This is a genomic window from Loktanella sp. DJP18 (assembly GCF_049310965.1).
Lineage (GTDB): Bacteria > Pseudomonadota > Alphaproteobacteria > Rhodobacterales > Rhodobacteraceae > Loktanella.
In genome coordinates this window covers 1-12742 of record NZ_JBMERN010000024.1, presented here as the reverse complement: position 1 = coordinate 12742, position 12742 = coordinate 1, and the positions used below count along the sequence as shown (strand labels likewise).

9 protein-coding genes are annotated in these 12742 nt (G+C 65.9%); 4 read left to right on the top strand and 5 right to left on the bottom strand.

Annotated features, from left to right (window positions below; translation table 11 throughout):
* Nucleotides 1-19 precede the first annotated feature (19 nt).
* Nucleotides 20-874, top strand: a complete 855-nt coding sequence (locus tag ACOI1H_RS09410) for a glucose 1-dehydrogenase (RefSeq protein ID WP_422436923.1) — start codon at nt 20-22, stop codon at nt 872-874.
* The gene (locus ACOI1H_RS09405; protein ID WP_422436921.1) at nt 864-2393 is read left to right on the top strand and encodes an alpha-amylase family glycosyl hydrolase; all 1530 of its coding nucleotides are present in this window, start codon (nt 864-866) and stop codon (nt 2391-2393) included. The genes ACOI1H_RS09410 and ACOI1H_RS09405 overlap by 11 nt, the downstream gene beginning before the upstream one ends.
* Before the next feature lie 43 nt (nt 2394-2436).
* Here ACOI1H_RS09405 and glgX read toward each other — a convergent pair whose 3' ends face one another.
* From glgX to treZ, 3 genes are all read right to left on the bottom strand, one after another.
* Nucleotides 2437-4503 carry a glycogen debranching protein GlgX gene (gene glgX, locus ACOI1H_RS09400; RefSeq protein WP_422436919.1) on the bottom strand — a complete coding sequence of 689 codons (2067 nt, stop codon included), beginning with the start codon at nt 4501-4503 and terminating at the stop codon, nt 2437-2439.
* Nucleotides 4504-4634: 131 nt separating this feature from the next.
* Complete coding sequence (treY, locus tag ACOI1H_RS09395; protein WP_422436918.1) at nt 4635-6863, bottom strand: malto-oligosyltrehalose synthase; 2229 nt, start codon at nt 6861-6863, stop codon at nt 4635-4637.
* Complete coding sequence (treZ, locus tag ACOI1H_RS09390) at nt 6860-8596, bottom strand: malto-oligosyltrehalose trehalohydrolase (protein ID WP_422436917.1); 1737 nt, start codon at nt 8594-8596, stop codon at nt 6860-6862. Before treZ ends, treY begins: the two co-directional genes overlap by 4 nt.
* Nucleotides 8597-8804: 208 nt before the next feature.
* Between treZ and ACOI1H_RS09385 the strand changes: the two genes are divergently transcribed.
* Nucleotides 8805-9479 (top strand): hypothetical protein, encoded by a 675-nt coding sequence (locus ACOI1H_RS09385; protein WP_422436915.1) that lies wholly within the window; start codon nt 8805-8807, stop codon nt 9477-9479.
* On the opposite strand, the gene ACOI1H_RS09380 is transcribed toward ACOI1H_RS09385, so the two are convergent.
* Both ACOI1H_RS09380 and ACOI1H_RS09375 read right to left on the bottom strand, forming a co-directional pair.
* On the bottom strand, nt 9476-10699 hold the full coding sequence (locus tag ACOI1H_RS09380; RefSeq protein ID WP_422436913.1) for a DUF2201 family putative metallopeptidase: 1224 nt from the start codon (nt 10697-10699) through the stop codon (nt 9476-9478). The genes ACOI1H_RS09385 and ACOI1H_RS09380 overlap by 4 nt on opposite strands.
* Nucleotides 10696-11799 carry an AAA family ATPase gene (locus tag ACOI1H_RS09375; RefSeq protein WP_422436912.1) on the bottom strand — a complete coding sequence of 368 codons (1104 nt, stop codon included), beginning with the start codon at nt 11797-11799 and terminating at the stop codon, nt 10696-10698. The genes ACOI1H_RS09380 and ACOI1H_RS09375 overlap by 4 nt, the downstream gene beginning before the upstream one ends.
* Before the next feature lie 134 nt (nt 11800-11933).
* Between ACOI1H_RS09375 and ACOI1H_RS09370 the strand changes: the two genes are divergently transcribed.
* Nucleotides 11934-12626, top strand: coding sequence for a Crp/Fnr family transcriptional regulator (locus ACOI1H_RS09370; protein ID WP_422436910.1), 693 nt, complete (start codon nt 11934-11936; stop codon nt 12624-12626).
* The last annotated feature ends 116 nt before the right edge of the window (nt 12627-12742 follow it).

Genomic DNA, 12742 nt, shown 5'->3' with positions numbered 1-12742 from the left:
GATACCAAGGATGCCCCAGATGACCGACGCACCGCATATTCCCGCCCAGACGCAAGACGACATGCCCGGCGACGAGTTCCGCATGGACCCTGCCCCCGATTACATGCCGCGCCACGCTGGCGTCGGCAAGCTGAAGGGCAAGGTTGCCTTGATCACCGGCGGCGACAGCGGCATCGGCCGTGCCGTGGCCGTGCTGTTCGCCCGCGAAGGAGCAAAGGTCGCCATCGCCTATTTCGATGAGGACGAGGATGCGCAGGAAACGCAGCGTCTGGTCGAGGCAGAGGGATCGGAAGCGCTGCTGATTGCCGGCGATCTTGGCGTAAAGGCGCATGCCACGGATACGGTGGAACGGACGGTCGCCGCATTCGGTCAGCTCGACATCCTCATCAACAATGCGGCGATGCAATGGGTGGACGAGGACCTTACCGAACTGTCGGAAGAACGCCTGCGGCGCACGATGGACAGCAACGTCATGGCGTGCTTCTTCTGCACGCAGGCGGCCTTGCCGCATCTGAAGGAAGGGGCGTGCATCGTGAACACGACGTCCGTCAATGCCTTCAAGGGCAACGACAGCCTGATCGCCTATTCCACGACGCGCGGCGCCACGCTGGCCTTCAGCCGGTCGATGGCGTCGAACCTAGTGGACAAGGGCATTCGCGTGAACGCGGTGGCACCGGGACCGATCTGGACGCCGTTCATTCCGGCCTCCATGCCAGCGGAGGAGGTGAAGGATTTCGGGTCGGGCGCACCGATGGGTCGCGCAGGTCAACCGTGGGAGGTGGCGACCGCGTTCCTGTTCCTGGCGTCCTCTGACGGCAGCTATTTCACCGGCCAGACCCTGCACCCGAACGGAGGCATGATCGTTGGCGCGTAACGCCGCGCCGGCGATCTACCAGATTTATCCCCGGTCCTTTCAGGATACGACCGGCAACGGCGTCGGCGACCTGGAGGGCGTCACTCGCAGGCTCGACCACATCGCCGGGCTGGGGGTTGACGCGATCTGGCTGTCGCCGATCTATGTCTCGCCCATGGTCGATGGTGGTTACGACATCATCGATCACACCGCCATTGATCCGCTTTACGGCACGATGGCTGATTTCGACGCACTGGTGGCGCGGGCGCATGACCTTGGCTTGCAGGTCTACCTCGATCAGGTGTTGAACCACACCAGCGATCAAAGCCCCTGGTTCCTTGCCTCCATTGACGGCGATGAAGCCATGGCGGAACGCTATCTGTGGTGCGACCCAAAGCCCGACGGCACGCCGCCGACAAACTGGCTGTCGCAATTCGGGCTGCCGGCCTGGCACTGGAATCACAAGCGGAGGCAGTATTACTATACGCAGTTCCTGCCGCAGCAACCCGCGCTGAACCTGCGCTGCGCGGGGGTGCAGACGGCCATCGCCGCGCAGATGAAGCATTGGCAGGATCGCGGGGTGGACGGCTTCCGCTTTGACGTCGTGACCGCATTTCTCTGGGATACGGTGATGCTGGACAACCCTCCCGCCACGCCAGAGGTCCATCGCAAGGTCGCGGGCGAGGTCTTCAACCCCTACACCTATCAGGACCATGTCTATGACATGCTGCCCGGCGACGGCGCGTCCTATGCCGAAAAGCTGCGGGCCTGGGCGGGGGACGACGCCTATCTTTTCGGAGAAAACACTTCTGGCAACCATTCCATCGAACTGGCGATGGCCTTTACCGAACCGGGGCGCCTCGACGCCGTCTACACGACCGATCTGCCCGCGAACCGAGGCAATCCGGCGACCGTGGCGGACATGATCGGCCGTGCCGGTAGCCTGCAACGCATCGTCGGCTGGCTGTCGAGCCATGATCAGCCGCGCCATGGAAGGGGCGATGCGTCAGATGCGGTTCTGGCCTTGCAGATGGCGGTCCTGCCGGGGCCGTGGATCATCTATCAGGGCGAGGAGTACGGTTTGCCGCAGCCCGATCTGGCGTTTCGGGACGTGACCGACCCTTTCGATCTGCTGTATTGGCCCGACGGGCCGGGGCGCGAAGGCGCGCGTGTACCCGTGCCATGGGACGCCGTGGCGGACAACTATGCCTTTACCAAAGGCACACCTTGGCTGCCGATGTCCTGGGATCGAGCGGATCTGCAACGCGCCCAGGCACAGCTTGTCCCGTTCTATCGCCAGATTCTCGAGATGCGCAGCAACCTGGGCTGGCATACGGCGTCGGTCGAGGCCTGTCATGCCAATGATGACCGGCTTGATCTGACCATCGCCACGACCGCGGGCGCGCGGTATCGCGGAATCTTCTGTCATGGGTCGGGACGCGCCGATGACGCTCCGACGGGCAATGTGCTGGTCAGCGCGGACCGCCTTCGGCCGCCGCGCGACCCGAAGGGTTGGCATGGGGCCATCTGGCGGTTGTGACGCGCTGCCGCCCGGTATCTCGCGAACCGGGCGGCGCGACGGTTCAGGACAGGTCGGCCTCTTTGGTCAGGACCACCACCGACTGCCAGTCGATCTCGAGCGTGTCTTCGCACGTCATCTCTGCGGCGGGCTCGTCGCTGCTGGTATCGAGGCGTCGTGTCCACTGGCCGTCCGGCAAGGTGAAGGCGGCAGGGTCGCCGGCGTTGAAGATCATCAGCACGTCCGGTCCGCCTGTGGTGATCGTGCGGCGCGCAAGGCAGCGCAGGCCGCCGTCGTGCCAGTCGTCCTCGGTCATCTCGCGGCCTTCGGGGTGATGCCAGCGCACCGCCTTGCCGTCGCCCGTGCCCGCGTCGTGAAACGCGCTGTCGACGAAGCCGTCGATGTCGCGGCGCAGGGCGATGGCCGCAGCCGCCGACCGGATCAACCCGTCATCCGCATTGTCCCAGTCGAGCCACGCGGTCTCGTTGTCCTGACAATAGGCGTTGTTGTTGCCGCCCTGCGTCTGGCCGAATTCGTCGCCTGCCAGGATCATCGGCACGCCCTGGCTCAGCACCACAGTGGCCATCATCGCCTTGACCCGCCGCCTGCGTGCCTCGAGGATCGCGGGATCGTCGGTCGGACCTTCGGTTCCGAGGTTGTCGGACAGGTTGTTGTCGTGCCCGTCGCGGCCGTCCTCGCCGTTGGCGTCGTTGTGCTTGTCGTTGTAGGCGGTCGTGTCCCAGAGGGTGAAGCCGTCGTGGGCCGCCACGAAGTTGACCGAGGATGTCGCAGGCCGGTTGTCATGGTCGAACTGCACCGGGGAACCTGACAGCCGTTCGGACAGCGGGCCGGTCATGCTGTCATCGCGCCGCCAGAAGGCGCGGATGTCGTCGCGCGACTTGTCGTTCCATTCGCGGAACGGCCAGACGAAGCCGCCCACCTGATAGCCGCCGTGGCCGATGTCCCAGGGTTCCGCGATCAGCTTGACCGCGGACAGCACCGGATCCTGCCGGATCGTGGCAAAGAAGTTGCCGCTGCGATCGAAACCGTCCGCATCGCGCGCAAGGGTCGAGGCGAGGTCGAAGCGGAAGCCGTCGACATGCATGACCTCGACCCAGTAGCGCAGGGAATCCATGACCATCCGCAGGACCATGGGGTGGTTGACGTTCAGCGTGTTGCCGGTGCCGGTGGTGTCATAGACGTGGCGTTTGTCGTCACCCGTCATGTAATAAGTTGCGTTGTCGATGCCGCGGAATGACAGCGTCGGCCCCATTTCGTTGCCTTCGCAGGTGTGGTTGTAGACCACGTCGAGGATCACCTCGATCCCGGCCGCATGAAAGCGGTCGATGGCCTGCTTGACCTCCTGAATATCCCAGCCCTGCAGATAGCCCTGATGCGGCGCGAAGAAGGACAGCGTGTTGTATCCCCAATAGTTCGACAGGCCCTTGTCCACCAGATAGCGGTCGTTGCTGAAGGCGTGGATTGGCAGCAGTTCGATCGCGGTGACGCCGAGCTTGGTCAAATGGTCCAGCACCGGGTCGGCGGACAGGGCGGCAAAGGTGCCGCGGTCCGCCTGCACGACACCGGGGTGCTGCATCGTCAGGCCCTTGACGTGCGCCTCGTAGATCACCGTCTCGTCCCAGCGGGTGCGCAGGGCATCGGCCCGGTCCCACTGGTAGTTGTCGTCGACTACGACGCCCTTGGGCATGAATGCGGCGCTGTCGCGGTCGTCGAAGGTCAGGTCGTCCTCGCCCACCTGATAGCCGAACAGGGCGTCGTCCCAGGTGATCTTGCCCATCAGCGCGCGGGCATAGGGGTCCAGCAGCAGCTTGTTGGGGTTGAACCGGTGACCGTTCTCGGGGTCGTAGGGGCCGTGGACGCGGTAGCCATAGCGTTGGCCCGCCGACACGCCGGGAACGAAGCCGTGCCAGACCCCGCCTTCCATGCAGGGAAGAGATATGCGTGCCGTTTCGGTCTGGCCCGCCTCGTCGAAGAGGCAAAGCTCCACCTTTTCGGCGGCGTTCGAGAAAAGCGCGAAGTTGGTGCCGCCGTCGCGGACGTCGGCCCCCATCTTGTCCGGTCGTGCTAGCGACAGGTCGAAGGTCACATCGACGGGCGATTGGTCTTTCATGTCATGTTCATCCTGTGGGAGCGCGGGTCTGCGCCATTCCTGCGGAGGGTGACCCACCGCATTCCCGTTTCAACGCCGGTCGGCATGACCTGTTCCGCTGCATTGCAGAAAGGACCCGCGATGCCACCGGATCAAGCGACCGCGCCCGGCAAAGCGGCGGGTTCGTCATTGTCCGTGACGTGGACGGGATCATGCGACGTCGGATCGCAACGGATCGTCAGGCTGCGTCGACCGGTGGTGCGGTGCAGCACGACCGCGCCGTCAGCGTCCCGCTCGACGCGGCATTCGGCCTCTGCAAAGAAGGCAGGGTCCGCATGGCGCAGGCCCAGCAGGTGCCGCGACAGCCGCGCCTTGGCCCCAGCAAAACCCTCCGCTTCAGTCAGTCTGCGCAAAGTCGCAAGATCGACCGGGCGGCGGTTGTCCGGGTCGGTCAGCGCGAAGTGCGGGCCAAGGCAGCCCCTGTAGATGTCGGGCGTGCCGGTCATGGTGATCTTCAGGGCGGTCTGGATCAGGGACAGCCGTTCGCCAAGGGCGACGATGCGGTCCAAGGCGGCCGGGGCCGTGTCGCGCCAACGGGCGGTCAGATGCGGGATCAGGTCCAGCACGCGGGCCTCGGCCTCGGTATCCGGATAGGTCCAGTTTGTCACGCGCTTGGCCTCGCGCAGGGCCTTCGTCATGTGATCCTTCAGCCGAACATCGACATGCGCGCATGTGTCCCAGATCGCCAGCGCGCTTTGCACCAGATACCAGCGCGTGTTGGGCTGCACGGCATCCGCGCCATCCAGCAGGGCGCTGTCCGCGATCAGGTGCAGCAGGTCGTCCGGCAGATGACTGCATGCGACAAGGCGCATCCGCGCATCCTCTGACCGCTTGGTGTCGTGGGACGAGGTCAGCGTCAGCGCCGTGGGCTGGCGGTCGGCCAGCCAGGCGTTCATGCCCTCATCCGTGATCGTCACGACGTCCGGGTCGGCCCCGACCTCGTTCGCGGCGATATAGGCGTTCCAGCGGAAACCGGCGGTATCCTCGTGCGACTTCGCCAGCAGCGCGCCCGTGACCTGCTGATAGCGGATCTGAAGCCGCTGCGCCTCTGGCGTCTGGGGTGAGACGATGCAGTCGGTCAGCAGGCGCACGACGTGGTCGTTGCGCAGGTCGAGCGCGGCCGTGTCAGCCACGGATTGCATGAGGGCCAGATCCTCGGGTCGGTTGCTGCATCCGGTCAGATAGGTGCGATAGCGCGGAAAGGCGATCAGCAGGGCGATGACCGCTTCACGCAACGCTTCCTGCCCCTGTTCGTCATCGGCGGCGCGTGCGGCGGCATCGGCAAGGCCGATCATCTGCTGCAACTCGGCGGCAAGGTCCTGCCGCAGGACCTCGTGTTTGGCCGCGATCAAGGTGGCGTGAAACGTCCCCTCGCGTTCGGTCTGATCCAGCCAGGCCGCCAGCAGGTGGGCATGGCCGCTGCCGTCCGTCAGCAACCGCGCGATCTGGCGGGCCGCCTCGTAGCCTGTCGTGCCGGCGATGTCCCAGTCAGGCAGCGCCTCGTCGCCGGTCAGGATCTTCTCGACCCAGACCGGCGTATCGCCGACACGCGCCTTCAGCCGTGCCAGATAGGCGTCGGGATCGGCCAGTCCGTCGATGTGATCCAGCCGCAGGCCCTGGACCAGCCCCGCATCGACCAGTTCGAACACCCTGCGGTGCATGTCGTCGAAAACCGCCTGATCCTCGACCCGCATGCCGATCAGGCCCGTGACGTTGAAGAAGCGGCGATGCGTAATGCTGTCGCGTTCGCGCGCCCAGGGCGTCAGCCGCCATGCCTGTGCTGCGTGCAGGGCGGCAAGATCGTCGGTGTCGGCGGCTGTTGCGGGGTTCAGCGGCACGGCAAGGTCGCCCACCCGCAGGACCGGACCGTCCGCGGCGCGGTCGACGCTGACTGCCCCCGCGTCCACAAGCGCCTCGAAGTTGTCGGTCAGAAAGGGCAGCAGCAGGCGTTCCGACCAGTCGATGTCGAAGTGCGGGGCGAAGGCGCTGTCGGTGCCGTGGCGCAGCACGTCCCGCAGCCAGGGATTGTCCAGCGTGAAGGCCGTGTGGTTCGGCACGATGTCGATGATGATGCCGATACCCGCAGCCTTTGCCGCCTGCGCCAGCGCCGCGAACCCCGCCTCGCCGCCAAGGTCGGGTTCGATCGCGTTGGGGTCGATCACGTCGTAGCCGTGGGTCGATCCCGGTTGCGCGCAAAAGATCGGCGACAGGTAAAGATGGCTGATGCCGTTGTCGGCCAGATGCGGCAGGAACGCTCCGGCCGCCGCGAAATCGAGGCCATCGCGTAGTTGCAGGCGGTAGGTGGCGGTCAGGGGAATCATGTGGGACTGGTCCATGTGCAAAAGGCGAAATCGTCCTGGGATGCGCCTATAGCTAGGCTGTCGCCGCCACCGGGCCAGTGATCCTTGTCGATGGCTTGCCCCAGTTGTATGACGCTGTGCAGATCGCCCGCACCAAAAGACCACGTCACCGCCAACGCCCTTGGCCCGATGACCGTCGCGCTGGAGCCGGTCTGGCCGCTCTGCAGCAAGGGCAATACCCGGTCGCGTCGCCAGGCCAGCAGACGGGCCGTCAGTGTCAGCCACTCATCGGCATCGTCGGGCGGTGAGTCGTAGGGTCGGGCGCGGGAAAAGGTTTCAACCTCCAGCGGATCGGGGAAGTCACCCCCGAAGCCCTGAAAAGCCGAGAACTCCGCCAGGCGGCCCTTGCGAACGATATCGGCGAGATCTCCCTGAAAGTCGCAGAAAAAGGGAAACGGCGTGCGGGCCCCGATCTCCTCGCCCTGGAACAGCATCGGCACGAACGGCGAAGTCAGCAGCATGGCATGGGCAACCCGCATCGGCTGCGGTGACGTCAGTGCGATCAGGCGGTCGCCCAAGGCCCGGTTGCCGATCTGGTCGTGGGTCTGATTGGCGTTGACGAAGGCGTCGGGCGGCAGATGGGCGCTTGGCGCACCGCGGGGCGAACCGTCGTGCGCATCGTCTGGCCGCGCTTGGCCCTGCGCGACGTGGCCTTCGGTCAGCGCCTTGGCAAGGTCGGCGATGGGATCGACGGCGAAGGGGGCATAATACCCTTCGGACTCGCCGGTCAGCAGGCAATGCAGGCTGTGGTGGTAGTCGTCGTTCCAGGTCGCGTCGATAAGGCCCACGTCGCGGTGAACGGACAGGTTGCGTTCATCTTCGGTGATCAGGTGGACCGGACGGGGCAGATCGAGCGCGCGAAGGCGCGTCGCCAGTTCCGCAAGAAACTCGGGTGTGGAGGGGTCCTGCAGTTGATGCACCGCATCCAGGCGCAGGCCATCGACACCGTAGTCCCTGACCCACATGATCGCATTCTGGATGAAGAACTCTCGCACAGGGGCCCGGGTGAAGTCGATCGCGGGCCCCCACGGTGTGGTGCGGTCTGCATCGAAAAAGGCGGGGCAGATGCTACCCAGATAGGCTCCCTCTGGACCGAAATGGTTGTAGACCACATCGAGGATGACCGAGACGCCCAGAGAGTGGGCGGTCCTCACAAATTCCGCGAAGTCATCCGGCGTGCCGTAGTCCGGTTGAACGGCATAGGGCAGCACGCCGTCATAGCCCCAGCCGCGATGTCCGGCAAACTGGGCTATGGGCATGACCTCGACCGTATTGATGCCAAGGGAGGCCAGATCGGACAGACGGCGCGCGGCAGCGGCAAATGTGCCTTCGGCGGTGAACGTGCCGATGTGGATCTCGCTGATGACGCTGTCGCGCCAATCGCGTCCGCGCCAGTCGCGCCCCGTCCGGTCTGCGGTCAAGGTCGCGAGGCGGGAATCGTCGTGCACGTCGCCGGATTGAAGGCGGGCGGCGGGGTCCGGCAGGCGCTGATCATCGATCACGAAGTGATAGGGCGCGCCGGGGACTGCGTCGATCAGGCCGCGAAAGGTGCCGTCGTCGGCTTTCGTCAGGAGATGCGCCTTGCCGTCCACATTGACAAACCCTGCCTTGGCGGCGGGGGCCCAGATCGCGACGGACCAGATGCCGTCCGCCTTTGGCAAGGCTCCCCAGTACTGCCGGTCTCGCGTCCTCATCGAAAATCCTCTTTGCTCTGCACAAAACCTGCGAAGCCCGCCGGGGTTCCCTAATCCGTGCACGCCGACGCTTGGTCAATCGGTCGCGGCAATCTAGGTTGCGGGTGCCGGTGATGCAGGAAAGGGGCGCCATGTCCAAACGGCCGACAGGGCCAAAGTGCCACGCCGCAGCAGTGAGCCGCAGCATCATGGGTCGCGGCCCCCACCAATGCTGATCCTGACCCACGCGACCCTGCGCAATCCGGCGATCCTGCAGGTCAGGCAACTGCCGCGTCGCTTCTTCAACCGGGTCACGCCGCGGCCCCGCGCCGTCGGTATGGGCCAGCGTCTTCGTCTGCTGATCGAGCTTCAGACCGTCCGCTACATGCTGGCACTGTTGCCGCTGGTGGTGGTCGGGCTGGTGTGGAACGGTGCGGCGTTGCCCTTGGCGCAGGCCCCGCTGCTGATGCTGTTCATCATCTGGTATATCGAGATGCGGGTGCTGCGGGTAAAGGCCAGCAAGCGGTCGTCGCTGATCGACCCCGCCGCGGCGGAGCGGGGGCTTGATCTGCTGCGGGTGCAGGGGCGGGCCGCGCTGACCCGGATCGGTGCCGGGCGCGGTCTGCGCAGCGGTATGCTGCACCTTGTCATCGAACAGTCCGATCTGCGCGGCCTGCCGCCGCTGACCTATGTGTCCGTCCAATCCGAGGACGGACCGCAGGTGCTGGCCCTGACGGCGACGGAGCGACAGGTGTTGCGCGACCAGTTGTTCCAGCCGCCCCTGTCGGAAGGGGTGCTGCACCGGATCAATCAATCGCAGAACATCTTTCTGCGCGACATCATGCTGGACGCGCGCGCCGTGTCGGCACACGCGCGTCTGGCCGCGGCCTTGGCGCAGGACTAGCGCGACAGGTCGATCAGCTGCCCGAAGGGGGCGATCGTTGCGTGACCGTCCGGCACCGCCCAGACGACGGGCAGCGGCGGGGCCGGGCCAGGGTCGCCGTCAAGGTCCGTCAGGATGACGAGGGCGCTGGCCATCAGGGACCGGGCATGCAGGATCACCGGCGCAAAGGCGGTGCCGCCGCCACGGGGCATGTCGGGCAGGGACAGGCGCGTGTCCTGTGGCGCGATGCGGGCGGTATGTCTGATCGCGTCGTCGAAGACGACCAGATGAAGCTCGATGGTCAGGCGGCGGGCGATGCCCGTGACTTCGGCCCAGAACAGGGCAAGGCGAGCGTCGTCGATGCTGCCGGAGGCGTCGATGGCCACGACGACACGTGGCACCTGGGTCTGCGCTGCATGGCCGGGCTGAAAGGCAGGTTGCGGCGTGCCACGACGCTGCGCCTCGGCAACCGTCGCGATCCAGCGACGCGCGGGTCGGATCGTGGCAGGTTGCCTTTCCTGCATCACGGCACGCGAGAGCAGGCGGCGCAGGATCACGTTCCACGGTGTTTGCGGGTCCGGCAGATCGGTCAGGCGATGCAGCGCGGCACCGATGCCGCGTCCGGCCGCACGGCCGGCGTCGGCCGCGCGCGACAGGTGCTGACGCCACCGGGCGGCCTCGGCGGCGGCGTCACCATCTGCCGCGTCCTCCGGGTCGAGGTCGGCCTTGAAGCCCTGTCGTCTGGCGTAAGCCCTGACGCAGTCGGTGTCGTCCCGGTCGCTGCCGGAGCCGTCGCGCGGCATCAGCGCGAAATACAGCCGTTCGACATCCCAGTCCGCAAGGTCGGTCGCGAGGGGCAACCCTTCGGCCTTCAGGCTGGCAAGGGTGACGGCAGGACGCGGCAGGGCATGATCCGCACCCTCCAGCACCGTGTTCACCAATGCGTCGGCGGCGAGGTTGAAGATGTCGGCGTCGCAGGCCATGCCGTAGCGGCCCTGCAGATCGGCCAGACGAGCTGGGTGGCGCAGGGCCACATGCAAGATGTGATGGGCGGCAAGGCCGACCTGTTCGTGACGCGGCAGAGCCGCGAAATCCGGCCCATAGGTGATTGTCGTGCCGCGGGTGCGCGTCGCGTCCCCGTCCCGGTGTTCGCACCATAGCGCCAGCGCGCCAAGCGCCGGGTCCTCCTCTGCCAACGTGGTCAGGGCGGCCCGCGCGCGGCTGCTGTGGTGCTGAGTCACGTCGTCCGGTCGCGCAGGTAGGCGTCATAGGCGGGCGAGCCGCGAAACGCCTCTTGCCAGCCCTGCGCCAAGGCCCGGTCGATCAGCAGCTCCATGCCGTAGGTCGCAAGCTCTGCCAGCGGAAGCCGCGCAAAGCTGTCGTCACGCAGGGTCGCCAGCCTGCGGATGTCAGCCATGATCGCGATGGTGTCGGGCAGCGTATTCCGTTCCGCCAGCGTGACGAGGGCATAGACGAGTGCGGTCAGCCCGTGCAGGTTGGCCGGGTAAAGCGCCGCGCGGTCCACGGGGCGGGCGGCGATCATGTCGGCGACCTGCACGGTCGCTGCGATGTCCCGCTCCAACAGGATGAATTCGGCCGCGGGGGCATCGCCGATCGTGCCGGCGATCAGCGTGTCGCGCAGCGAACGATCCTTGATCGCGCCCATGATCGCGCTGACCCGCGCCCAACTGCGCGGTGTGCAGGCGATCGTGCGACCGCCTTGCAGCGCGGCTTCGGTCGTGTCCAGCAGATCGGGCCGAGTCCGGATGAAGGCCGTCACGGCCGGGTGCAGGCCATGCGGCACGGCATATCGCGTGATCCAGTCGCCGGCTTCGGCGACGACGGACAGGTGGATCAGGCGGTCCGACAGGGCCGTGCCCATCTCGTAGGCTATGGCCCCGTCATCGACGCTGTTGCCCGCCGCGACGATGAAGGTGTTTGCGGGCAGGACGTGCAGACCGACCCGCCGTTCCTGCAACAGGCCATAGACCGTCGGTTGCAGGCTCGGTGCGGCCGCGGTGAGTTCGTCGAGGAACAGGATCGTCGGCACCGCGGGATCGTCGGGCAGGTCTTGCGGCGGATACCAGACGGTGCGCTGGGTGTCGTGATCGTAGAAGGGCAGGCCGCGCAGGTCCTGTGGTTCGATGGTCGTCAGCCGCAGGTCGCACAGGCGACTGCCGGTCTCTCGCGCAAATTGGCTCACGATCTCGGTCTTGCCGATGCCGGGGCGGCCATGCAGCATCCAGGATGCGGTCAACGTGCCCGCCCGCTGTGCCGCGTGACCGGCCCGCAGCGCATCCAGGGCACGACCGGCCGAAATCGGGGTGGTGTTGACGGTCATGAAGCCTCCTGCGCAGACCGGTAGGGTAGCGGATCGCAACAACAGGACAAGTCGGCGGCGACACCACGCGATAGCAATGGATTTCGGGGCGCGCCGTCCCTAGATGTGATAGCAACCGCACATCAGAGAGCCCCATGCCCGAAAACTGGATCGCGCGATTTCCCGGCCTGGCTGCCCTGTCGCCTGACGTGCGCGACACGCTGGTCAGCAAAAGCGCGATTGTCGAGGTGCCGAAGGGCACCCGCGTCTTCGGTCCCGGACAGTCGCCTGAAAACCTTCTGCTGCTGCTTGAAGGGACGGTGCGTGTGCATCAGACATCGGATCAGGGGCGCGAGATCGTCCTTTACCGCGTGAACGCCGGCGAAAGCTGCGTGTACCGCGTGAACGCCGGCGAAAGCTGCGTGCTGACGACGGCGTGCATGCTGGCCCACGACACCTATTCCGCCGAAGGCCATGCCGATTCAAACGTGCGCGCGGTTGGCATTCCGCGAATGGTCTTCGACGACCTGATCTCTCGGTCGGTGCCGTTCCGCAATTTTGTCTTCGCCGCCTATTCGCAGCGCATCACCGACCTGTTTCATGTGATCGAGGAGATCGCGTTCCAACGTCTCGACATCCGGTTGGCCCAGCGATTGCAGGTGCTTGCCGGTGATGCCGAGGATGTGCAGACGACCCATCAGGAGCTTGCGGTGGAACTGGGAACCGCACGGGAAGTGATCTCTCGGCAGTTGGCCGAATTTCAGCGCCGGGGCTGGATTGCCCAATCGCGGGGGCGCGTCACGCTGCTGGACCGCGACGCCATCGCCGGTTTGGCGCAGGCCGCTTAGCACAATTTTTCCGTTTTGTCTTGGGTCGGTGACAAGGTCACCGACAGATGCTGTGCGATAGCCTACAGGTGAGTCGCAACTCACAGACAGAAGGAACTGACCGATGACACAGAATG